Raw genomic sequence first — 21,828 nt, 5'->3', positions numbered from 1 at the left:
ACCGCGGCGTCGGGCTTTGAGGTGCCGCCCGGTTTCCACGCGCCGACCGGCGAGCGGCTGGCCGCCGACGAGAATCCGACCGCGCCACGCGACTGGCGGGACCCGCTCGCACCCGAGCCCGCGGCGACCGCGGGACGCACCCCGGGCCCGACCGCGTCCGCCGACGAGGGCGAGCCCGGTCGCGCTAGCGAAGGTTCCCGGCCGGCGGAGACGCATCGCGCCGGAGAGGCGCACCGCAGCGGCGACGCGCACCGCGCCGGCGAAACGCACCGGGCCGGGGAGTCGTCGGCCATCGAGCCCGACTGGTCGGGGCCGAACTGGAACCGTCCGAGCTGGGGTGGCGGGTGGGCCCCGCCCTGGTCCCGCCAGGACGACGAGCCGGCTGGCCCGGCAGCACGGGACGAGTCGGCACCGGACTGGGTCGGCGAACCCCACCAGCCGTACGAGCCGGTGCGCGCCGAGGTGCCCCGTCCGTACGAGCCGGTGCGCGCCGAACCACCCCGGGCGTACGAACCCGCCCGGGTCGAATCCGAGTCCACCCCGGAACGCCCCGCCGAACCGACCACCGTACCGCCTGTTGATCGTCCGTCGTGGGCTGGTGGTGTGACGCCGACCAGTGGTCCGCCTGTTGATCGTCCGTCGTGGGCTGGTGGTGTGACGCCGACCAGCGGTCCGCCTGCTGACCGTCCGTCCTGGGCGGGGTCCGGGGCGACCGGTGGCCCCCGGGCCGACCGCCCGTCCTGGGCTGGCGGGGCCGATCCCGACCCGTCCAGCGCGTCACCCGCGCGGCCCTCCTGGGCTGGGGGGTCCGATCCGACGCCGACAAGCGTGCCGCCGGTGCGGCCGTCCTGGGCCGGCGGGTCCGAGGCGGCGACAAGCGTGCCGCCGGTGCGGCCGTCCTGGGCTGGCGGGTCCGAACCGCCTGCGACCGGCGCGGCGTCGACGCGGCAGTCAGTGACCGGTGGTGCCGATCCGGCGCCGGCCGCTTCGCCGCCGACGCGACCCTCCTGGGCCTCCAGCCCGGCACCGGCCGACCCGCCCGCACCGCCCGAGGCGATGCCTCCGGCACCCGCCGGACCGCCTCCGGCTCCGGCCGGGCCACCTCCCACGCTGACCGACGCGCCACCGGCTCCGGCAGGCCCGTCGCTGGTCGCGGAGCGCTCGTCCTGGACCGGCGGTTCGCCGACGGCGAGCAGTTCCCGGGCCGAGCGGCCGGACTGGTCCGAGGGCCGGCTTCCGGCCACCCCGGTCGAGCGCCCGTCGTGGCCGGCCAGCCGGTCGGCCAGCGCTGGTGAGGGCGAGACGCCCGGCCGGTCCCGGCCCGACGTCCGACCGACAGCACCGTTCCGGCTCCGGCCGGCGACACCCGAGCCTGGTCCGTCACCCGTCGAGCCGTCCCCACCGGTCGCGCCGGTCAACGGCTCGCCATCGACTGACGCCACCCCGTCCTCCACCACAGCGGTCCCGCCCACCGCCACAAAGGGTTCCGGCCGCCGCGATCAGCCCGCACCGGCGTCCGCCTCCGCCTACGCGGCGCGCCGATCCGCTCCCGACCCGACGTCGCCGGCCGACGATGGCCGGGAGTCGACTGCGAGCGCTGTGGTGCTGCCGCAGCGCGTCCCCGCAGAACCGGACGTGCCCGTCGTGCCGGAGCCGCCAGCCGTGGAGCCACCCGCCGAAACCCCGGAACTTGCCCGCATCGCCACTCACCTGCGCCGGGACGACGAGCCAGCCCCACTGCGCGAGCGCCCCGAGGGGTTCGATGTCAACGCCATCCTGGACGCCGTCCGGGAGGTGGCCGGTGTCCGCGACGCGGCCCTGCGCCGCACGCCGGCGGGGGCGCACAGTCTGCGACTCGACCTCGCCGACGGTGCCGACCCGGCCGAGGTGAGTCGGCAGGTGGCCCGGCTGCTCCAGGAGCGGATGGGGTTGGCCGCAGCCCCGCAGAACGTGCCCGGCCTGCCCAGCACGCCGCCTCCACCGGTTCGCCGTCGCGCGGCTGAGCCCGCCGAGCGGCGTACCCCGGAGACTCGAAACGCGGCTTCGCGCGACCCCGGCGAGGTCCGGTCGGCCGACTCGCCGACGGTGGCCCGCCCGTCCGTCGGTCGGGTCGATTCCCCGCCGGCCGGGCCGGAGCAGCGGACCGGCACGGACCCGATGCGCCGCCGCCGGTCGAACGCTCCGCACCGGGGGCGCGCCACGGTGGAGGAACCCGGGTCGGTCTCGTCCGCGCCGACCGGCGCCGCGACCGGTAGCCCGGCGACGCTGGGTACGTCGTACTCCGGTGGCCAGGTGACCACGACGGAGTCGGCGCCGTCCCGGCCGCTGGAGACCGGCGGTGCGCCGGGGCCCCGAGTGGTGATCGACCACGTGCAGGTCAGCACCTTTGGCCTGGACGCGAACGTGGAGGTCCGGCTGCTGGCCGGGGGTGACAGCGCCTCCGGGTACGCCACCGGGCCGGCGGTGGACGGCTACGTGTTGCGGCTCTGCGCGGTGGCGGCGGCGGCCGCGGTGGACGAGTTGCTGCGCGGTGCCGAGAACGCCGAGCGGGGGCGCTGTTTCGTCGAACACGCTGCTGTGGTGCCGTTCGGCAATTGCGAGGTGGCCACAGTGGTGGCGCTGCTGGTCTGTGAGGGCTGGGTCGAGCAGCTCGCCGGGTCGGCCCTGGTCGCTGGTGATCCGCGTCAGGCGGTGGTCCGGGCGACGCTGGCGGCGGTCAACCGTCGGCTGGAGGCGCTGCTGTCCTGAGTGGTCCGAGGCAGACTGGAGCAATGAGACGCGCCACCCTCTGGCCGGACCACCTGCTCCCCGACGACTCCGTTCCGCCGCCATGGCCGGGCCGGGAAGTCCGCCTCGACGGACGGGTCACCTACGTGCGGGACACCCCGGCCACCGCCGCTGGCGCGGAGCCGGCGCTGTACGTGCACGGGTTGGGCGGGTCGTCGCAGAACTGGACCGACCTGGCCGGGCTGCTCGCCGACCGGCTGGACGGTCAGGCCATCGACCTGCCCGGCTTCGGCCGTAGCGAGCCGGGCCCGAGCTACACGATTCCGGCCTTCGCGGATCTGGTGGTCCGCTGGATCGAGTATTCCGGTCGAGGGCCGGTGCACCTGTTCGGCAATTCGCTGGGCGGCGCTGTGGCGGTCCAGGTCGCCGGGCTCCGGCCGGATCTGGTCCGCACCCTCACCCTGATCTCCCCGGCGCTGCCGTTCCTGGATTTCCGGCGGTCGTTGCAGGGGCGGATGCTGCCGGTGCTCGCCATTCCGCGAGGGGAGCGGCTGGTCGCCCGGCACCTCACCCAGCTCGCTCCCGAGGTGATGGCTCAGCAGGTGCTGGAGGCGTGCGTTGCCGACCTCAGCCGGATCTGCGATCAGCGCCGGGCCGAGGCGCTGGAGGAGATCCGGGTGCGGTACGAGGCCGAGCACTACGCTGCCGCGTACGTCCGGACGTTCCGTGGGCTGGTCTCCAGCTTCCTGCGGGCGTACCTGCCGGGGCCGGGGTCGCTGTGGCGCCTCGCCGAGGCGGTACGGGCTCCGACACTGGTGGTGGGCGGTCTGCAGGACCGTCTGGTCGACGTGCGGGTCGGGCCGCAGACCGCCCGGGTCATTCCGGACAGCCGATTGATGATGCTTGAGGGCGTCGGTCATGTGGCGCAGTTGGAGGTTCCCCGGCTGGTTGCCCGCGCGGTGGTCGGCCTGCTCGCCGAAACGGAGGACACCGCGGGGCGGTCTGATCTGGCAGGCTGACCTGGATGCCCAGCTCAGCCCGCCATCCTGCTCGCCGTCGGCGACGTTTCGCGCTGTTCGCCCAACTGGTGGCGGTGGTGGTGGCCGTCGGTGCGGTGGTGACCGTGATCGCCGAGGGGCCGGGTGGGCGTCCCGGCGCTGACCGGTTGGCCGCCGAGGAGATCGGCCCGCCGCCGCTGGTGGCTGGGCCGCTGCCGCCCGACCCGTCGCCCTCTGCCGCGGTTCCGTCCAGCCCGGCCCCGGTGTTGCGGGTGCCCGGCGCGGTCCCGAGCGCCGGTACTGGCGGGTTCGGCTACGACGCCCGCTCCGGCCCAGTGCTGGGTCGGGCGGGTGAGCTGCGGCGTTACCGGGTCGCTGTGGAGTCGGGCAGTGCCGAGGGCGTCACCGGGTTCGCCCAGGCGGTTGAGGCGGCGCTCGCCGGGCCGGGCAGTTGGGTCGACAGCGGCAGGTTGCGGTTGCAGCAGGTGCCGGGGGCTGCGCCTCGGGACTTCACCGTCTACCTGGCGACCGCCCGTACCGCGGGTCGGATGTGCGCGAAGGGTGGGGTGGACATCCGGATCGGCGGTCGCCCGTACACGTCCTGTCGGGCAGCCGGCCAGGTGATCATCAACCTGGATCGGTGGCGGTTGTCGGTGCCGCACTTCGTCTCGGCCGGTGTGCCGTTGGCTGTCTACCGGACGTACGTGGTCAACCATGAGGTGGGCCACCAGCTCGGGCATCGGCACGAGCGCTGTCCCGGCGCTGGCCGGCCCGCGCCGGTGATGATGCAGCAGACGCTCTTCCTCAACGGCTGCCGGGTCAACCCCTGGCCGTACCTGAATGGGCGTCGATACACCGGTCCGGCGCTGTGAGTGGATTGGCCCGACACGCCGACGAATGACTCCTCCATCAGGCGTCTTGCGGCAATAGCTATAAAAACGGAGAAATGCCCGAATAATCTGGCACGCTTGATCCCATGACGCCGTCGTCCCCTTACGGCCCGCCCCGGCCGCCCGAGCCCCGGTCGGCGTCGCAGGGCGTGCGTCCCGCGTTCGTCCGGATGCACAGGCGTCGTCGTCGCAGCATGCTGCTCGGCCTGCTCGTGCTCGCAACCGCCATCGGGGTGACGGTGAGCCGGGGCGGCGAGCCGTCGGTCGAGCCTCCGGCCACCACGCAGGGTGGCATGGGCCACGGAGGTGGGGTGGCCGCGCACCCCGCGCCCACCGGCTATCCGTCGGTCGGAGCGGGACGCTTCACGGCAGCCGACGGCGAGACATCAGTGCACGGCACGGACGGACCGCTGCACCGGTACCGGGTCGTCGTCGAACGAGGCGCCGGCCAGGACGCCGAGGTGTTCGCCGCCACGGTGGACGAGGTGCTGGCCGACCCGCGCAGTTGGATCGCGTCCGATGAGCTGCGGGTGCAACGGGTGGCCGACGCCCGGGCCGCCGACTTCACCATCTACCTGGCCACCCCTGTCACGTCCGAGCGGATGTGCGCCGAGGGCGGCCTGACCACCGAGCGCTACACCTCCTGTCGTCTGCCCGGTCAGGTCATCATCAACCTGGCCCGCTGGATGGAGGCGGTCCCCGACTACGGCGCCTCGCTGGACACGTACCGGACGTACGTCATCAACCACGAGGTGGGCCACGAGTTCGGCGAGGAGCACGAGGCGTGCCCCGGCCCGGGGGAGCCCGCCCCGGTGATGCAGCAGCAGACGTACGGCCTGCAAGGGTGCGTCGCCAACGCCTGGCCGTACCTCGACGGTCGTCGTTACGCGGGGGACATCGTCCCCTGATCTGGCGGGCCGTCGGTTATTCCCGCTCCCGCATAGCGGACCACGTGTCGTCCCTCATGGCCGAGGAGGGCTCCCGCGAGCAACAATGGCGCGGTTCACACCGCCGATCCCGGGGAGTCCACCGTGTCGTTGCCCCCGCTCGTCGAGCCCGCCGCCGAGCTGACCGTAGACGAGATCCGCCGCTACTCACGTCACTTGATCATTCCGGACGTCGGGGTGACCGGCCAGAAGCGGCTGAAGAACGCCCGGGTGCTCTGTGTCGGTGCCGGTGGCCTCGGGTCGCCCGCCCTCTTGTACCTCGCTGCGGCGGGCGTCGGCACGCTCGGCATCATCGACTTCGACACCGTCGACGAGTCGAACCTCCAGCGCCAGGTCATCCACGGCGTGTCCGACGTCGGCCGGTCCAAGGCCGAGTCCGCCGCCGCGTCGATCCGCGAGATCAACCCCCTGGTCAACGTGGAGATCCACAACACCGCGCTGGACCGGGAGAACGTCCGCGAGATCTTCGCCCAGTACGACCTGATCGTCGACGGCACCGACAACTTCGCCACCCGCTACATGGTGAACGACGCGGCGGTGCTGCTGGGTAAGCCGTACGTCTGGGGCTCGATCTACCGCTTCGACGGCCAGGCGTCGGTGTTCTGGGCCGAGCACGGCCCCTGCTACCGCTGCCTCTACCCGGAGCCGCCGCCGCCCGGCATGGTTCCCTCCTGCGCTGAGGGCGGCGTGCTCGGAGTGCTCTGCGCGTCGATCGGTTCGATCCAGGTGAACGAGGCGATCAAGCTGCTCGCCGGCATCGGTGAGCCGTTGGTCGGCCGCCTGATGGTCTACGACGCCCTGGAGATGGAATACCGCAAGATCAAGGTCCGCAAGGACCCGAACTGCGCGCTCTGCGGCGACAACCCGACCGTCACCGACCTGCTGGAAGACTACGAGGACTTCTGCGGCGCGGTCTCCGAGGAGGCCCAGGAGGCGACGCTCGACTCGACCATCACCGCCCTGGAGCTCAAGGAGTGGCAGGACGCCGGCAAGGACATCTTCCTCGTCGACGTACGCGAGCCGGCCGAGTACGAGATCGTCCGGATCCCCGGCGCCACCCTGATCCCCAAGGGCGACATCATCTCCGGTGAGGCCCTCGCGAAGCTGCCGCAGGACCGGCAGATCGTGCTGCACTGCAAGTCCGGCGTCCGCTCGGCGGAGGCGCTCGCCGCGCTCAAGGCGGCCGGTTTCAAGGATGCCGTGCACGTGCAGGGCGGCGTGCTCTCCTGGATCAAGCAGATCGACCCGTCGCTGCCCGCGTACTGACCGATCGAGCCGGGACGGCCCTGGCGCGGCCACGCCGCCGCGCCGGGGTGGCCCAGGCGACCGCCCCCGGCAAATCGACGCAGATGACGCCGAGCGGCCGTCCCGCCGGAGCGACGCAGCCACTCCGGGCTGGCCGATTCTCCGAGGCGGCATCGCGTCTGCGCAGGTAGCGTCTCCGCCGTGGTCGACTTGGAAGCCGCGATCGGGTTCGTCGTGGCGCATGGGGATGCGGTGGAACGCGCCCGTCTCTCCTGGCTCCGCAACGGCACCGCCGTGCCCGCCGAGTTGCTGGAGACGGCCGAGGTCGGCCAGTCGCCGGACGGCGGCTGGCCGGCCACCTGGGGCGGCGAGGTCGCCTCGATCGACGCCACCTGCTTCCGGCTCGTCGAGCTGGACGACCTGGGCGGGCTCGGCCGTCCCGCCGCCCGCCGCGCCCTGGACTGGCTGGCGTCCCGGCAGCAGGCCGACGGCGGTTGGGAAGAGGACGCGTCGCTGGCCGACTCGGCACCGGAGTGGGCCCGTCCCGGCGACCCGGAGGCCGGGTTCCTCGTGACGGCCAACGCCGGCTTCTGGCTCACTGTCGCTGGCCTGGACGCCCGGGCCTCGGGTCCGCTCGACCATCGGGTCGGTGGGGCGTACGCCGGGGTGGTGCAGGCGGCTGCCCACTCGCTCGCCGTGCGGCTGCGCCCGGACGGTAGCTGGCCGTCGTACCTCGCCGCGGGCTGGCTGAGCGCGGCCGTGCTGCACCGGCAGGAGATGTTCCAGGAGTCCGCCCGGATCCAGGTGGTGCTCGCCGAGCGGATGCCGAAGATGCCCCCCGGGGACGTGGCGTGGCTGGCTGCCACGTTGCGCCGCGCCGGCGTCGACCCACAGGACTGGATCATGGTGCGGGCGCTGCGCCGGCTGACCGAGACCCAGCGCAGCGACGGCGGGTGGGAGAGCGAGGACGGCCACCAGTTCGACGTGCACGCCACGCTGGCCGCGATCCGGGCGGCCCGCCCCGCGCCGCCGGGCTGACCCCGGGCCCCACCTCGCCGATCTTGCAGTTCCTGTCACGGATTTGCGGCCACATGCCCCTTATGTCGAGACAGCAAATGCAAGATCGCGGAAGTGGGGGTTGGCTCTAGCGCACGTGCCCGTCGCCGGTGACGACGTACTTGGTGCTGGTCAGCTCGGGCAGGCCCATCGGACCGCGAGCGTGCAGCTTCTGGGTGGAGATGCCGATCTCCGCCCCGAAGCCGAACTCGCCGCCGTCGGTGAACCGGGTCGAAGCGTTCACCATCACCGCCGCCGCGTCCACCCTCGCGACGAAGTCGCGGGCCGCGCTCGCCGAGTCGGTCACGATCGCCTCGGTGTGCCCGGTGCCGAAGCGGCGGATGTGCGCGACCGCCGCGTCCAGCGAGTCGACCACCGCCACCGAGATGTCGGCGGACAGGTACTCGGTGGCGTAGTCCTCGTCGGTCGCCGGGACCACCGCGGCGGAGTGGGCGGCCACAGCGGGAGAGCCGTGCACTGTCACCCCCGCCTCGGCGAACGCGGCCAGCACCAACGGCAGGAACGCGTCAGCGATGCCCGCGTGCACCAGCAGCGACTCGGCGGTGTTGCAGGTGGACAGGCGTTGCGTCTTGGCGTTCAGCGTCACCGCCACGGCCTTCGCCAGGTCGGCGGCGGCATCGACGTAGACGTGGCAGTTGCCCACCCCGGTCTCGATCACCGGCACTGTCGACTCCTCGACCACGGTCCGGATGAGCGACGCGCCACCGCGCGGAATGAGCACGTCGACGAGACCCCTGGCGCGCATCAGCTCCTTCACCGAGTCACGGGAGCTGGCGTCGAGCAACTGCACCGCGTCGGCGGGCAGACCGGCCCCGGCGACCGCGTCGCGCAGCACCGCGACCAGCGCGGCGTTCGAGTGCGCGGCCGACGACGACCCGCGCAGCAGCGCCGCGTTGCCGGACTTGAGGCAGATCCCGGCGGCGTCCACCGTCACGTTGGGCCGCGCCTCGTAGATGATGCCGACCACCCCGAACGGCACCCGGATCTGACGCAGCTCCAGGCCGTTGGGGAGGGTCGACCCCCGGACCACCTCGCCGACCGGGTCGGGCAACGCCGCCATCTCACGCAGCGCGTCGGCGATGCCGGCCACCCGACCCGCGTCGAGCGCGAGCCGGTCCAGCACTGCCGCGCTCAGCCCGGCCTCACGGCCAGCCGCCAGGTCCGTCTCGTTCGCGGTCAGGATCTCCGGGGTACGCGCCACCAGCGCGTCGGCCATCGCCACCAGCGCGGCGTCCTTGACCGTACGCGTGGCCACTGCCAACTCCGCGGCGGCGTCCCTCGCCCGTCGCGCCTGCTCGGTAACGCTCATGCCGGCACTCCTCAGATGGTGTGGGAAGGTCCTCGGTTCACAGCAGCACCAGGTCGTCGCGGTGGACGACCTCTCGTTCGTACGCCGGGCCGAGCGCCGCGGCGAGTTCGGACGTGGAGCGGCCGAGCAGCCCGGGTAGCTCCACCGCGTCGTAGTTGACAAGCCCTCGGGCGACCGATGCGCCGGCGGTGTCCACCAGGTCCACCGGGTCGCCGGCCGTGAAAGTGCCGTCCACGGCTGTGATGCCGGCCGGGAGCAGCGACTTGCGCCGCCCGACGACGGCGGCGACCGCGCCCGGGTCGAGGTGCAGCCGCCCCCGGGGTGAGGTGGCGTGGGCCAGCCAGAACAGCCGGGCCGTCGGGCGTCGCCGCTGCGGGTGGAAGAGCGTGCCGACCGGTTCGCCGGCCAGCGCCTCCGTGGCCAGGTCGGCGGCGGTGAGCACCACCGGGATGCCGAAGCCGGTGGCGATCCTCGCGGCCTCGACCTTGGTCACCATGCCACCGGTGCCGACGCCGGACCGGCCGGCCCCGCCGATGGTGATGCCGGCGAGGTCCGCTTCGTCGCGCACCTCGGCGATCCGGGTCGAGCGCGGGTTGGCGGGGTCACCGGTCCAGAGCGCGTCCACGTCGGAGAGGAGCACCAGCAGGTCGGCGTGCACCAGCGCGGCCACCAGGGCGGCCAGCCGATCGTTGTCGCCGAACCGGATCTCCTGGGTGGCCACCGTGTCGTTCTCGTTGACGATCGGCACCGCCCGCAGGTCGAGCAGCTTGCGTAGCGTCCGGTACGCGTTGCGGTAGTGCGCTCGCCGGGTCACGTCGTCGACTGTGAGCAGCACCTGCCCGACGGTGCGGCCGTGCCGGGCGAAGCTGGCCGCGTACCTGCCGATCAGAAGCCCCTGCCCGACGCTGGCGGCGGCCTGCTGGGTGGCCAGGTCGCGCGGGCGTCGGGACAGCCCGAGCGGGGCGAGCCCGGCGGCGATGGCGCCGGAGGAGACCAGCACCACCTCGCGCCCTTCGGCGGTGAGCCGACCGAGGGTGTCGACCAGCGTGTCGACGCGCTCGTCGGCCAACCCGCCGGTGGCGGTGGTCAACGAGGAGGATCCGATCTTGACGACGACCCGCCGGGCCGTCGTGACTGCGTCGCGCACCCGACCATTCTGCGTGGTCACGGCCGCACCGCCCGGCGGCCTTCCCATATGGTGGCGGATTGTGACTCCAGACGAGTACGTCGAGGCGGTGCTCGACTTGGTCGAGCGGATCCCGGAGGGCCGGGTCATGTCGTACGGCGGGGTGGCCGACGCGCTGTCCGAGCGTTCCGGACGTGCCTCGGCCCGGTTGGTCGGCAACATCATGGCCCGGCACGGCGGCTCGGTGCCCTGGCATCGGGTGGTGACCGCGAGTGGTCGACTGCCGCCGGGTCACGAGCGCGAGGCCCGGGCCCGGCTGCGGGCCGAGGGAGTGCCGCTGCGCGGTGAGGGCGTGGACATCGGGGCGGCGGGTTGGTCGCCTGATGAGGGGATGTGACCGCCGTTCAAACGTGAGTAACATTCGGCCCCATGAAAACGCCGCCGGGCGCCGGCTCATCAGCCACCGGCTCGCTGCCCCGCTCGGTGCACGCCGGCTACGCGCTCGGTTCACTGGCGACCGGAGCGTTCGGCACAGTGCCCGGCCTGCTGCTGCTGCCGTACCTGACCGACACCCTGGGCGTGGCCGCCGGGCTGGCCGCCCTGCTGGTGTTGCTGCCCAAGGCATGGGACGTGCTGGTCAACCCGGTCGCCGGGCGGATCTCCGACCGGACCCGGTCGCGGTGGGGTGCCCGCCGGCCGTACCTGCTCGTCGCCGGCCTCGCGCTCGCCGTCCTGTTCGCGTCGATCTTCGCCGCGCCCTTCGGTAACGGTCCGGCGGCCGTGGCGTACGTGGCCTTCGCCTTCCTCGCCACCGCCACCGCGTTCGCCTTCTTCCAGGTGCCGTACGTGGCGATGCCGGCGGAGCTGACAGGCGACTACGCCGAGCGCACCCGGTTGATGACCTGGCGGATCGCGGTACTGGCGTTGGCCATCCTGGTCTCCGGCGCTGTCGCGCCGCTGGTGGTGAGCGCCGGTGGCGACGGCGTGGCCGGACACCGCTGGATGGGCCTGTTCGTGGCGGTGCTGATCGCCCTCGGCGCCCTCGGCGCGTTCCTGGGCACCCGGTCCGCGCCGACCGGCACTGTGGGCGAGAGCGAGCCGACGCTACGCGCCCAACTCGCCGTGGCCGGTGCCAACCGTCCGTTCCGGGCACTGCTGATCTGCTTCGTGGTGCAGTCCGCCGGGGTGGCCACGATCCTGGCCGGGGTCAACTACTTCGCCGGGCAGATCCTGCGCGACGAGGAGAGCGGGCCGACACTGCTCTTCGTCTGCTTCGTCGGGCCGGCGCTGCTGGTGATGCCGATCTGGAGCCGGATCGGTGCCCGGCTGGGCAAGCGCACCGCGCTGGTCGTCGCCTCGCTGATCCTCGCCGTCGGGGCGTTCGCCCTGGTCGCCGCGCCGGTGCTGCCGGCGGTGGCTGTCTATCTCGTGGTGGCGCTGATCGGCGTGGGGTACGCCGGACAGCAGGTCTTCGCACTGGCCATGTTGCCGGACTGCATCGCGCACGAGACGGCGCGTACCGGCCGACGGCAGGCGGGCGTCTTCACCGGGCTGTGGACCGCCGGGGAGACCTTCGGTCTGGCGCTCGGCCCGGGAATCTACGGACTGGTGCTCCAGCTCTCCGGCTACGTGTCCTCCGACACCGGCTCGGCGGCGGCCCAGTCGGACACGGCGAGACTGGGTGTCCTCCTCGGTTTTACGCTGATCCCGGCCCTGCTGATCGCCCCTCCGATCCTCCTGCTCCGCAGGTACACCCTCACCGCCCAGAGCGACCGGGTCGACCATGGAGTTGTGCTGGGGGACGAAAGCCGTTGACCGTCACGAGAAGGGCACCATGACTCCATGATCGACGAGAACAGGGTTGAGGCTGGGGCGCTTTCCGCCACCGGGGTTCCGGCGGAACGGGTTCTTGACGAGGTGCGGGAGCTGCGGGCGAGTGACGCGCCCACCCACGGGGGGCGGCTGTTCGCGTACGTCTACGACCCGGCGGTGCCCGGGCTGGACGAGCTGGCCGCCGCCGCCCACCGGGAGAGCGCGCACGTCAACGGCTTGGACCCGACCGCGTTCCCGTCCCTGCTGGCCATGGAGAACGCGCTCGTCGCCGCCGCCGGCCGGGTGCTGGGCGCCGGCCCCGGGACCACCGCCCCGGACGTCGTCGGCAGCGTCACCAGCGGCGGCACCGAGTCGCTGATCCTCGCCGTCAAGACCGCCCGGGACGCCCACCCGGAGATCGCCGCACCCCGGATCGTGGTGCCGTCGAGCGCGCACGCGGCGTTCGCCAAGGCGGCGCACTACCTGCGGGTGGCGCTGGACGTCGTACCCGTCTCCCCAGAGACGCTGCGCCCCGACCCGGCCGCGATGGCCGCCGCGATCCGCCCGGAGACGGTGCTGGTCGCCTGCTCCGCGCCGTCGTACGCGCACGGGGTGGTGGACCCCGTCACGCAGATCGCCGCCGCCGCGGCCGAGGCCGGGGTGCGCTGCCACGTGGACGCCTGCTTCGGCGGCTGGACCCTGCCGTACCTGCGCCGTCTGGGGGAGCCGGTGCCGCCGTTCGACTTCGCGGTGCCCGGGGTCACCTCCATCTCGGTCGACCTGCACAAGTACGCGTACGCCCCGAAGGGGGTGTCGGTGCTCCTGCACCGCGACGCCACGCTGCGCGCCCCGCAGTACTTCGCGTACGCCGACTGGCCCGGCTACACCATGATCAACCCGGTTATCGCGTCCACCCGCTCGGGCGGTCCGATCGCCGCCGCGTACGCCACTGTGCGGCACGTCGGCGACGACGGCTACCTGCGGCTGGCCGCGATCACCAGGGACGCGGTCGTCGGTCTGGCCGACGCGGTCCGGGCCGTCGACGGCTTGCGGCTGATGGCCGAACCGGAGTCGACTGTCGTCTGCTTCACCGCCACCGAGGGCGGCCCCGACCTGTTCGTCCTGGTCGACGAGCTGACCGCGCGCGGCTGGCACACCCAACCCCAGCTGTCGTACGACGGCCTGCCCGCCAGCGTGCACCTCACCGTGACCGCCGCTGTCGCCCCCCGGGTAGCCGAGTTCGGGCCGGACCTGGCCGAGGCGGCGGCCGCGGCCATGGCCGCCGGCCCGGTGCGGCTGCCCGCCGAGCTGGCAACCCTTGTCGGCGCGCTGACCCCCGAGGCGCTGACCCCGGACCTGATCGTCGGCCTGGCCGCCGGGCTGGGCCTGAGCGGCGAGGCGGGGTCGGACGCGGCACCGCTGCCGGAGCGGATGGCGCTGGTGAACACACTGCTCGACGCCGCGCCGTCGGCGCTGCGCGAGCGGTTGCTCGTCGAATTCGTCAGTCTGCTGCAACGCCCCAGCTGGGCGCCGAGCTGACAGCGCGGCAACGGGCCCGGCGGTCGGTACCGGCCGCCGGGCCCGTTGGCCGGATCACGGAGCCACCCGCACCTCCACGAAGTTGTTGGTGCGGGTCAGGTCCTGCCAGCGCCGGTCCTGGTCGTCGAAGTGCACCACCCGAACGCTGGGTCGGTTCAGCGCTGTCGGATCGACGAGCAGGTGGAACGTGTACGCCCGGCGCTCCCCGGCCCGCAGGCCGGCTGTGCGGCAGGTGGCCCCCGACTCGTCGCCTCCCCGCCACGGCACGCAGATCGACGAGTCGGCCTTGCTCATCGCCCCGATCTGGTCAATTCCGGCGAAGCCGACGTGCGCCACGTCCACCGGCCCCGTGTTGCTCAGGCTCAGGCTCAGGATGCCCGGACGCTTCCCGTCGGTGCCGGCCGGCCCGAGTACGAGGTCGCCACCGGTCAGCACCAGGTCGGTCAGCCGCGGGTCAGTGCCGAAGGACCTCGGCCCGTCGCTCTGGGTGAACCGGCCGTCGTGCCAGCGGTACGTCCGCCACTGGTTCTGCGCCCAGTAGCTCGGCATCGAGCAGCAGGGCTGGAGGTCGGCCACCTGAGCCCGCACCTTCCCGTCCTCTGTGACGGCGGCGTCGGTGATGTCGTCGAGCCCTTCGGCCGTGCCGATGACCCGGGCCATGGTCACGATCCGGCCGTGCCCGTCGCGGTCGAACGCCACGAGCTGTTTCGCCGAGGCCTCGCCGATCGGACAGCTGAGCAGGGCGACCGTCTCGGTCGCGCCATCGCTGTCCAGGTCGGTGTAGTTCAGGTCCAGGTCCTCCAGTGCCGGCACACCCATGGTGTGCGTCGGCGGCCGCAGCCGAACGTCCGAGGTGGCGCAGTTCCGCGCGTACGAGGGCCAGGCCGGCAGGTCGACGCGGGCGGCCAGCAGCTGGGCGCGGCTGATCCGGCCGTCCGGCGCGGCCGGACTCGTGGTCGTGGTGGTGCTGGGCGTCAACGGGGTCGACGGCGTCGGTGCGGGAGCACTCGGCGGCGGTGTGGTCGGCTCGCCGGTCTGTGCCGGCGTCGGAACCGATCCGTCATTTCGCAGGGCGGCGTTGGCGACGATCGGTGCGACCGCCAGGACGATCGCCGTCACGGCCACCGTCACAGCCTTCGCCTGCCGACGCCGACGAAGGGTACGCCGTGCCTGGTCAGGTCCCGGACCTGCGATCTGGGAGATCGTCTCGGCGCGGTACGCAGCGAACCGTTCCCGTAGCCGCGGGTCGACGTCAGACATTGCCCATCCCCTCGGTGCCCTCGTCGAGCAGCCCCGCCAACGCTGCCCGGCCGCGGTGCAGCCACGACTTGACGGTGCCCTCGGCCACCCCCTCCTGACTCGCTATCTCAGTGACCGGCAGATCGGCGAGGTAGTGCAGGATGACTGCCCGCCGGTGGTGGGCGGGCAGTTGGGCCAGCGCGGCGTCGATCGCCACCCGATCGGGCGTCGGCCCGGCCATCGTGGCCTCGGCCCGCCGCTGCCGGAGCAGGTGGTCGCGCGCGGTCCGGAGCCGCCGCCACCGGCTCCGGGCGAGGCTCCAGGCGACCTGCCGGACCCAGGCGACCGGATCGTCGTACCGGGCCAGCCGGTCCCACCGGGCCAGGGCCCGGCAGAACGCCTCCTGCGCGAGGTCCTGGGCCTGTGAGAGGTCGCCCACGTAGGCGCCCAGTTGGCTGGTCACGTTGCGAAAGTGCGCGTGGTAGAAGTCGTCGAAGCTCACAGTCGTGGTGCGCTCCCCGCCCCTCGCGGCAATCGCCCCCGGTGGCTCGTTGGCACGGGCTCCCGTCATCACTGTCACTGCCCCTCCCCCGTTCGCCGTCGGGCCCGTACCCGAGGCGGTCGTACCACTCGCTCATCGGGGTCGTTCCCGTGCTCCCCGACGTCGGCGCTCCTGCTCGGCGTGCCGTACCCCCTTAGAAGCTCCGAACGGGTCTCGGGGTTGCAGCCCGACGCTGTGGTTCGACTGTCGTATGGGGGACTGAGTGGCGAGGCGGGGTCGGACGCGGACCACCGCCGGGGCGGATGACGCCGGTGGACACGCTGCTCGACGCCGCGCCACCGACGCCGGTCAGCGGTACGTGATCACGACGGTGTTGTCGGGGTCGTAGACCTCCTCGACGAAGTCGAAGCTGGCGTCCATCGGCCGGACGTCCACCTCGGCCTTCCCGGTTCCGACGGTGGCACCCGCCGCCACCCGGAAGCCCAGCGTGAGCCGGCGTTCCTTGCCCCCTTCGAGCCGATTCAGATCACAGGTGACCGGCTCACCGGTCGATTCCGGGTCGTTGCGGCAGGCCGCCCATCCGTCGCCGTCCGGGCGGATCGCCGCCGGCAGGCCGAGCCGCAACGCCACATAGGCGGCCGGACCCGTGGCTCCGTTGCGGATGCGTACTGTCACAGTGCCGGTCCGGGAGCCGTCCGATGCGTCGGTCAGCGTCAGATCAGTCGAGGTGACGACCAGGTTGACATCGTGCTTGTTGGTGCCGAAGCTCGTCGGCCCGGAGACCTGGGCGAAGGCGTCGCCCTTCCAGCGGTAGCCCCGCCACTGCCGCTGTGACCACTCGGCTGGCCAACCGCCCCCGGGAGCGATGTCACCGACCTGAACGCGGACCGTGCCGTCGCCCACCACATCCAGCGCGAACAGCCACTGCGGCTTGTCGATTGTGGTCGCTACCACCCGGCCGACAGTCGTCACCTTTCCTTCCTTGTCCCTGTCGAAGGCGACCACCTGCATCGGCCCGCGGGTGCCCAGTACGCACTGCACGAGAGCCACCGTCTCCACCGCGCCGTCCCCGTCGATGTCGCCGTGGTCGAGCGCCAGGAGCCAGTTCGCGCCTTCCCGGGCATCGGCGGTAAGCCGGGTCTGCGACGTCGGGCAGCCTCGACCGGCCCGCCACGCCGGCACTGTCACAGGCACCCCCAGCAACTGTGCCCGGCTGAACCGGCCGTCCGGCACTGTCGTGGTCGGGCTGGCACTGGTCCCGGCGGGGCTGGGGGTTGAACTCGGCGGTGGCGTCGGCGACACCGACACGCTCGGCGTCGGCTCGACCGGGCCGGGCCGGTGCTCATTGCCGCTCATCGCCGCGTACCCGACGGCCGATCCGCCGAACAGGGCGAGCGCCGTCGTGGCAGTGGCAGCCAGCCGTCGTCGGCTGCGGCCTCGTACCGTCCGCCGAACGGCGGCCGGCCCCGGTGCCTCGACCTCCGGCAGCGCGCTGCGGCGGTATCGGGCGAACTCTTCGGCGAGGTCGAGAACCTCCTGCTCAGACATCTCGCACCTCCTCGTTTGTGTCGCGCAGAAGTGTGGCGAGAGCGGCCCGGCCCCGGTGCAGCCAGGACTTGACAGTCCCCTCGGCTACCTGTTCCTGGGCGGCGATCTCGGCGACCGTCAGGTCGGCGAGGTAATGCAGCACGACGGCCCGCCGCTGCTTCGGCGGCAGTTTCGCCAGGGCGGCGTCGACAGCGACCCGGTCAGGGTTCGGCTCGGCCACGTGTGTCTCCCGTTGCCGCAGCAGCCACAGTTGCGCGGTCCGCAGCCGCCGCCAGCGGTTGTGGCCGAGGTTCCAGGCGACCCGACGGACCCAGGCCAGCGGGTCCTGGTAACCGACGAGCTGGTCCCAGCGGGCGTACGCCCGACAGAAAGCCTCCTGAACCAGTTCCTGCGCCTGCCCACGGTCACCCGTGTACGCGGTCAACTGCACCACCAGCCCCCGGAAGTGGGCGTGGTAGAAGTCGTCGAAGACCAGCTCCGCTGGTGTGGAGGTTGCGCCTCCCGGCAGGTCCGGCGGGCGTCCGCCCTCCCGCACATCTCGTGTCACAAGCACTCGTCCTCCCCGTGGCGGCTGCGGGCGGTGTGTTCGCCAGCACCGGTCACACAAGCGAGCGCGCCAGTAGGTTGCGCGTCAGTCGCTGCCGATCCTTGTCGGCTCCGGGACAGTTGGTGGACCCCTCGCGCCGATCACCGCCGGACCGCACGGACGTCGTCTGTGATTCACTGTCGGTGAGGAGAGGGGGCGGTCGTGCAGCTACCGGCAGTGCTCGGGGAGCCGATCCGGTTTGTGCTGAACTGGGGCCGTCGCTACTCGCTCTGGGTTTTCAACTTCGGTCTGGCCTGCTGTGCCATCGAGTTCATCGCCACCAGCATGGGACGGCACGACTTCATCCGACTCGGCGTGATCCCGTTCGCCCACGGCCCCCGCCAGGCCGACCTGATGGTGGTCTCCGGCACCGTGACCGACAAGATGGCCCCGGCGATCAAGCGGCTCTACGATCAGATGCCCGAGCCGAAGTACGTCATCTCGTTCGGCGCCTGCTCCAACTGTGGCGGCCCCTACTGGGATTCGTACTCGGTGACCAAGGGCGTCGACCAGCTCATCCCGGTCGACGTGTACGTGCCCGGCTGCCCGCCCCGGCCGGAGGCGCTGCTGCACGGCATCCTGCGCCTGCAGGAGAAGATCGCCGCCGAGCAGTCCGGCATCGGGGGTGTGCCGCAACGGGACGTGTTGGCCGCGCCGTTGGACGCTCCGCCCCGCGAGGCCGCCGCCCCGCGCTCGGTCGACTCGCTCACCGCTCCGCCGGTACGCCCACCCACCGCGACCTGACAGCGTGAGTCACCACCCTGTTGTGGACCCGCCGCACTAGCCTGCGCACTATGAGCAGCTCAGCGGACCAACGGTCCACCCACATCGTCGATGTGCTCACCGACGAGTTCGGCGCGTCGATGGCGATCGACCCGGCCGCCTTCCGCCGCAAGTTCCGCAAGATGGCGGCGTCGCCGTTCGCCTTCTACCGGGGCAGCGCCGCGCTGTTCTACGCCGACCAGCTCGGCGACTTCGCCGACGACCGGTTCTCCGACGAGCAGACCAGCCGGGTGTGGATCCACGGCGACCTGCACGCGGAGAACTTCGGCACCTACATGAACGCCTCCGGGCAGCTCGTGTTCAACGTCAACGACTTCGACGAGGCGTACGTCGGGCCGTTCACCTGGGACCTGCGCCGGCTCGCGGCCAGCGTGGCGCTGCTCGGTTACGGCAAGGCGCTCTCCGACACGGCGATCGGGGAGCTGGTGGCCGGGTTCGCCCGGTCGTACCTGACCGAGCTGCGGGCCATCGCCGCCGGTGGTGACGACGCGATCGGCTCGATCACCCTGGACAACGCCGACGGGGTGCTGCGCCGGGTGCTCCAACGGGCCCGGCTCAACACCCGCGTGGACCTGCTCGCCGCGCAGACCACAATTGACAACTACGAGCGACGTTTCTCCATCGGCGACGGGGTCTTCGAAATCGACGACGCCACCCGGGACCTGGTCAGCGCCGCCTTCCAGGACTACCTGGGCACCCTGCCAACCGCGTCGACGCAGCTGCGCCCGGTGGCGGCCCGGATCAAGGACGTGGTGCTGCGCAAGGGGGTCGGCATCGGCTCGGCCGGGCTGCCGTCGTACAACCTGCTGCTGGAGGGGCACACCCAGGCGTTGGAGAACGACGTCGTCATCTACATGAAGCAGGCGCAGGTGCCGGCGGTGGCGCGGTACGTCACCGACGAGACGGTCCGCGGCTACTTCCAACACCAGGGGCACCGGACCGCCGAGTCGCAGCGGGCGTTGCAGGCGCACGCCGACCCGTGGCTGGGCTTCACCGAGCTGAACGGGGCCGGTCAGCTGGTCGCCGAGGTCTCCCCGTACGCCGCCGATCTGGACTGGTCGGACGTGAACGAGCCGGAGGAGCTGACCGGGGTTCTCGTCGACCTTGGCCGGGCCGTCGCCCGGATGCACTCGGTCGCCGACGATGAGTCAAGCCACGACCTGGTGGACTACTCCACCGAGGAGGCGATCGTCGCGGCGGTGGACGCCGACGAGTCGGGATTCGTCGACCACCTTGTGGATTTCGCGCACGCGTACGGGGTGCGCGCCCGCCAGGACCATCAGCTCTTCGTCGACCTGTTCCGCAACGGTCGACTGCCGGGCATCTGATCGGGCGCGGCGTCGCTCAGGACGCGAACTCCAGCACCACCTTGATGTCGTCCGGTCCGGGGGTGTACGCGTCGGCGTACCTGTTCACCGGCACCCGTCGGGTGATCAGCGACTCCAGCCAGACCTGGTCGGCGCGGGCGAGCGCCTGCGCGGCCATGTTCCAGTGTCGTCGGTTGGCGTTCACCGAGCCGAACACCACGTTGTTCTCCAGCACCAGCGCCCGATTCAGCGCCCCGGCGTCGAAGTCGATGCTCCGGCCACCGCTGGACACCCCCGCCAGGCAGACGATCCCGGTGGGGGCCGCCTTGCACATGACGTCGAGGACCACTGTGGGAGCGCCGGTGCACTCGATCACCACGTCCGGCTCGAAGGGCAGGTCGTTGACCGGCACCGTGTGGTAGGTGGCGCCGAGCCCGGCGACCAGCTCCGGCTTCGGCCCCTCGGTGTTCCGGTCCAGCACGTGGACGGTGAGCCCACGCTGGGTGCCGAGCAACGCGGCCAGCAGACCGATCGGCCCGGCCCCGGTCACCAGGACGGTCTGCGGCTGCCACTCGGCCCGGTGCCCGATCCGCTCGATGTGGTCCCACGCCTTCGCCACCACACTTGTCGGCTCCAACAGCACGCCCACCTGGGCCAGCGTCGGGTCGAGCGCGACAGCGAACCGCGGCTCGACCCGCCAGCGGTCCCTGGCGAACCCGGCCAGTCCCTTGATGCCGTGCTCGGTGTACCGACCGTTGCGGCACATGTCCCACTCGCCGACCGCGCAGTTCGAGCAGGGCACCGGGTCGGGGTACCGGACGATCCCCGCCACCAGGTCACCGGGTTGCAGGGTGCCGCTGGAGTCCTCGATCACCCGGCCCAGTGACTCGTGCCCGATGACCAGGCGGTCGGCACCCGGCGGCGCCTCGCCGTACTCCCCGGCGATGATCTCGTGGTCGGTGCCGCAGATCCCCACCGCCAGCGCCTCGACCAGGACAGAGCCCTCCTCGGCAGCCGGCTCCGGCTGATCCTCGACGAGGCTCAGCGAGTTGGCGACCCCTGGTCTTACCGTCACAGCGCGCACGCCCTCATCTTTCCCCGCCGAGGCGTGCGCCGCGCCCAAAGCCGGCAGATCGCTGGGCATCGGTGGCGGCCAGGTGCGGGCCCGGCCGGCACTAGGATCAGCGGCATGACTCCCGAAGAGGTCGGCGCTCGACTGGTCGCGCTGCTCGCGCCGGTCGAGGCGACCCCGTCGGTCTCCGGCGGGCAACGTTTCGCTCGGGCCACAGTCGACGTGCCACCCGCGAGTTGGCTGACAGCGGTTTCCGCCGCCCGCGACGACACCGAGCTGGCCTGCGACTTCTTCGACTGGCTCTCCGCCGTCGACGAGCTGGCCGAGGGCTTCGACGTGGTGGCGCACCTCTGGTCGACGCGACTGCGTCACGGCCTGCTGCTGCGTACCCGGTTGCCGCGCGGCGCGCCCACTGTCGCCTCGGTAGTCGACGTCTACCCCGGTGCCGCCTGGCACGAGCGGGAGACGCACGAGATGTTCGGCATCGACTTCGCCGGGCACGGGGAACTGCTGCCGCTGCTGCTGCCACCGGAGTTCGAGGGTCACCCGCTGCGTAAGGAGTTCGTGCTGGCTTCCCGGGTGGCCAAGCCCTGGCCGGGCGCGAAGGAGCCGGGCGAGTCCGAGGCCGGCGGCGGACGTCGACCGATCCGCCCGCCGGGCGTTCCCGCTCCGGGCGAGTGGGGGCCCACGCCCACCCCGGCCGGCGCCGGTGGGGTGGGGGAGGGCCCGCGTGGCGGCACCCCGGCCAGGCCGGCCCGTGAGCGTCCGGCGCGGCCCGCCCCGGGGGCACGTCCGGCGCGTACTCCCCGACCGGCCGGCGCCACCGACGGCCCGACCCCTGCCGACCAGCCTGCGCCCGACGCAGGCTCGGCCGCATCTGACCAACCCGGCGCGGGCCCGGCCGCCGAGACCGTGCCCGGCGTTGGCCCGGCTGCCGAGACCGTGTCCGGCGTTGGCCCGGCTGCCGAGACCGTGTCCGGCGTTGGCCCGGCTGCCGAGACCGTGTCCGGCGTTGGCCCGGCCACCGAGACCGTGTCCGCTGTTGGTCCGGCTGCCGAGGCCGTGCCCGGTGTTGGTCCGGCTGCCGAGGCCGTGCCTGGCGTGGCGCGGTGCGCCCGGCC

Annotated in this window: 18 protein-coding genes and 1 pseudogene; 12 read left to right on the top strand and 7 right to left on the bottom strand. The window is 72.6% G+C overall.

Annotated elements, in window-relative coordinates:
* Window positions 1-654 precede the first annotated feature (654 nt).
* From MED01_RS36275 to MED01_RS02250, 6 genes are all read left to right on the top strand, one after another.
* On the top strand, window positions 655-2,748 hold the full coding sequence (locus tag MED01_RS36275; protein ID WP_372493566.1) for a hypothetical protein: 2,094 nt from the start codon (window positions 655-657) through the stop codon (window positions 2,746-2,748).
* Between the two features lie 23 nt (window positions 2,749-2,771).
* Window positions 2,772-3,746: an alpha/beta fold hydrolase gene (locus tag MED01_RS02270; protein ID WP_238666884.1), complete on the top strand. Its 975-nt coding sequence runs from the start codon at window positions 2,772-2,774 to the stop codon at window positions 3,744-3,746.
* A 5-nt stretch (window positions 3,747-3,751) separates the two neighbouring features.
* Window positions 3,752-4,597 carry a DUF3152 domain-containing protein gene (locus MED01_RS02265; protein WP_238666883.1) on the top strand — a complete coding sequence of 282 codons (846 nt, stop codon included), beginning with the start codon at window positions 3,752-3,754 and terminating at the stop codon, window positions 4,595-4,597.
* A 104-nt stretch (window positions 4,598-4,701) separates the two neighbouring features.
* Window positions 4,702-5,523 (top strand): DUF3152 domain-containing protein, encoded by an 822-nt coding sequence (locus MED01_RS02260; protein WP_238666882.1) that lies wholly within the window; start codon window positions 4,702-4,704, stop codon window positions 5,521-5,523.
* Between the two features lie 123 nt (window positions 5,524-5,646).
* A complete protein-coding gene (moeZ, locus tag MED01_RS02255; RefSeq protein ID WP_238666881.1) occupies window positions 5,647-6,828 on the top strand; it encodes an adenylyltransferase/sulfurtransferase MoeZ in 1,182 nt (393 codons plus the stop codon).
* Between the two features lie 129 nt (window positions 6,829-6,957).
* Window positions 6,958-7,845, top strand: a complete 888-nt coding sequence (locus tag MED01_RS02250; protein ID WP_238667155.1) for a prenyltransferase/squalene oxidase repeat-containing protein — start codon at window positions 6,958-6,960, stop codon at window positions 7,843-7,845.
* A 106-nt stretch (window positions 7,846-7,951) separates the two neighbouring features.
* Here the strand turns inward: MED01_RS02250 and MED01_RS02245 are convergent, their stop codons facing one another.
* Window positions 7,952-9,193, bottom strand: a complete 1,242-nt coding sequence (locus tag MED01_RS02245; protein ID WP_238666880.1) for a glutamate-5-semialdehyde dehydrogenase — start codon at window positions 9,191-9,193, stop codon at window positions 7,952-7,954.
* A 37-nt stretch (window positions 9,194-9,230) separates the two neighbouring features.
* Complete coding sequence (gene proB, locus MED01_RS02240) at window positions 9,231-10,340, bottom strand: glutamate 5-kinase (RefSeq protein WP_238666879.1); 1,110 nt, start codon at window positions 10,338-10,340, stop codon at window positions 9,231-9,233.
* A gap of 61 nt (window positions 10,341-10,401) precedes the next feature.
* On the opposite strand from proB, the gene MED01_RS02235 reads away from it, so the two are divergent.
* The 3 genes from MED01_RS02235 to MED01_RS02225 are packed head-to-tail and all read left to right on the top strand — an operon-like array spanning window position 10,402 to window position 13,670.
* Window positions 10,402-10,716, top strand: coding sequence for an MGMT family protein (locus MED01_RS02235; protein WP_238666878.1), 315 nt, complete (start codon window positions 10,402-10,404; stop codon window positions 10,714-10,716).
* Window positions 10,717-10,748: 32 nt separating this feature from the next.
* Window positions 10,749-12,134 carry an MFS transporter gene (locus MED01_RS02230; RefSeq protein WP_238666877.1) on the top strand — a complete coding sequence of 462 codons (1,386 nt, stop codon included), beginning with the start codon at window positions 10,749-10,751 and terminating at the stop codon, window positions 12,132-12,134.
* A 27-nt stretch (window positions 12,135-12,161) separates the two neighbouring features.
* Window positions 12,162-13,670, top strand: coding sequence for a pyridoxal phosphate-dependent decarboxylase family protein (locus tag MED01_RS02225; protein WP_238666876.1), 1,509 nt, complete (start codon window positions 12,162-12,164; stop codon window positions 13,668-13,670).
* Between the two features lie 54 nt (window positions 13,671-13,724).
* On the opposite strand, the gene MED01_RS02220 is transcribed toward MED01_RS02225, so the two are convergent.
* The 4 genes from MED01_RS02220 to MED01_RS02205 form a co-directional block, all read right to left on the bottom strand.
* The gene (locus tag MED01_RS02220; protein ID WP_238666875.1) at window positions 13,725-14,930 is read right to left on the bottom strand and encodes a hypothetical protein; all 1,206 of its coding nucleotides are present in this window, start codon (window positions 14,928-14,930) and stop codon (window positions 13,725-13,727) included.
* A complete protein-coding gene (locus tag MED01_RS02215) occupies window positions 14,923-15,489 on the bottom strand; it encodes a sigma-70 family RNA polymerase sigma factor (RefSeq protein ID WP_238666874.1) in 567 nt (188 codons plus the stop codon). Before MED01_RS02215 ends, MED01_RS02220 begins: the two co-directional genes overlap by 8 nt.
* Before the next feature lie 270 nt (window positions 15,490-15,759).
* Entirely contained in the window at window positions 15,760-16,959 is a 1,200-nt protein-coding gene (locus MED01_RS02210) for a hypothetical protein (RefSeq protein WP_238666873.1), read from the bottom strand.
* On the bottom strand, window positions 16,952-17,512 hold the full coding sequence (locus tag MED01_RS02205) for an RNA polymerase sigma factor (protein WP_372493559.1): 561 nt from the start codon (window positions 17,510-17,512) through the stop codon (window positions 16,952-16,954). Before MED01_RS02205 ends, MED01_RS02210 begins: the two co-directional genes overlap by 8 nt.
* A gap of 195 nt (window positions 17,513-17,707) precedes the next feature.
* Here MED01_RS02205 and MED01_RS02200 point away from each other — a divergent pair, with 195 nt between their 5' ends.
* Window positions 17,708-18,289 (top strand): NADH-quinone oxidoreductase subunit B, encoded by a 582-nt coding sequence (locus tag MED01_RS02200; protein WP_112620697.1) that lies wholly within the window; start codon window positions 17,708-17,710, stop codon window positions 18,287-18,289.
* A gap of 50 nt (window positions 18,290-18,339) precedes the next feature.
* Window positions 18,340-19,656 (top strand): DUF2252 domain-containing protein, encoded by a 1,317-nt coding sequence (locus MED01_RS02195; RefSeq protein ID WP_238666872.1) that lies wholly within the window; start codon window positions 18,340-18,342, stop codon window positions 19,654-19,656.
* 16 nt (window positions 19,657-19,672) lie between these two features.
* On the opposite strand, the gene MED01_RS02190 is transcribed toward MED01_RS02195, so the two are convergent.
* On the bottom strand, window positions 19,673-20,719 hold the full coding sequence (locus MED01_RS02190; RefSeq protein ID WP_238666871.1) for a glucose 1-dehydrogenase: 1,047 nt from the start codon (window positions 20,717-20,719) through the stop codon (window positions 19,673-19,675).
* A gap of 105 nt (window positions 20,720-20,824) precedes the next feature.
* Between MED01_RS02190 and MED01_RS02185 the strand changes: the two are divergent.
* Window positions 20,825-21,421 (top strand): annotated as a pseudogene (locus MED01_RS02185) (NADH-quinone oxidoreductase subunit C); the annotation flags it as partial.
* Between the last annotated feature and the right edge of the window lie 407 nt (window positions 21,422-21,828).

The sequence above is a fragment of the Micromonospora alfalfae genome (assembly GCF_022230925.1).
Taxonomy (GTDB): domain Bacteria; phylum Actinomycetota; class Actinomycetes; order Mycobacteriales; family Micromonosporaceae; genus Micromonospora; species Micromonospora alfalfae.
The sequence above is the reverse complement of the archived record's forward strand: the minus strand, read 5'-3'. Positions and strand labels throughout refer to the sequence as shown.

Excerpts from the sequence above, each read along its gene's own strand:
- MED01_RS02220 (WP_238666875.1), bottom strand. The coding sequence starts at position 14,930 with ATGTCTGACGTCGACCCGCGGCTACGGGAACGGTTCGCTGCGTACCGC.
- MED01_RS02225 (WP_238666876.1), top strand. The coding sequence starts at position 12,162 with ATGATCGACGAGAACAGGGTTGAGGCTGGGGCGCTTTCCGCCACCGGG.
- MED01_RS02230 (WP_238666877.1), top strand. The coding sequence starts at position 10,749 with ATGAAAACGCCGCCGGGCGCCGGCTCATCAGCCACCGGCTCGCTGCCC.
- MED01_RS02210 (WP_238666873.1), bottom strand. The coding sequence starts at position 16,959 with ATGTCTGAGCAGGAGGTTCTCGACCTCGCCGAAGAGTTCGCCCGATAC.
- MED01_RS02260 (WP_238666882.1), top strand. The coding sequence starts at position 4,702 with ATGACGCCGTCGTCCCCTTACGGCCCGCCCCGGCCGCCCGAGCCCCGG.
- MED01_RS02265 (WP_238666883.1), top strand. The coding sequence starts at position 3,752 with ATGCCCAGCTCAGCCCGCCATCCTGCTCGCCGTCGGCGACGTTTCGCG.
- MED01_RS02270 (WP_238666884.1), top strand. The coding sequence starts at position 2,772 with ATGAGACGCGCCACCCTCTGGCCGGACCACCTGCTCCCCGACGACTCC.
- MED01_RS02195 (WP_238666872.1), top strand. The coding sequence starts at position 18,340 with ATGAGCAGCTCAGCGGACCAACGGTCCACCCACATCGTCGATGTGCTC.
- MED01_RS02245 (WP_238666880.1), bottom strand. The coding sequence starts at position 9,193 with ATGAGCGTTACCGAGCAGGCGCGACGGGCGAGGGACGCCGCCGCGGAG.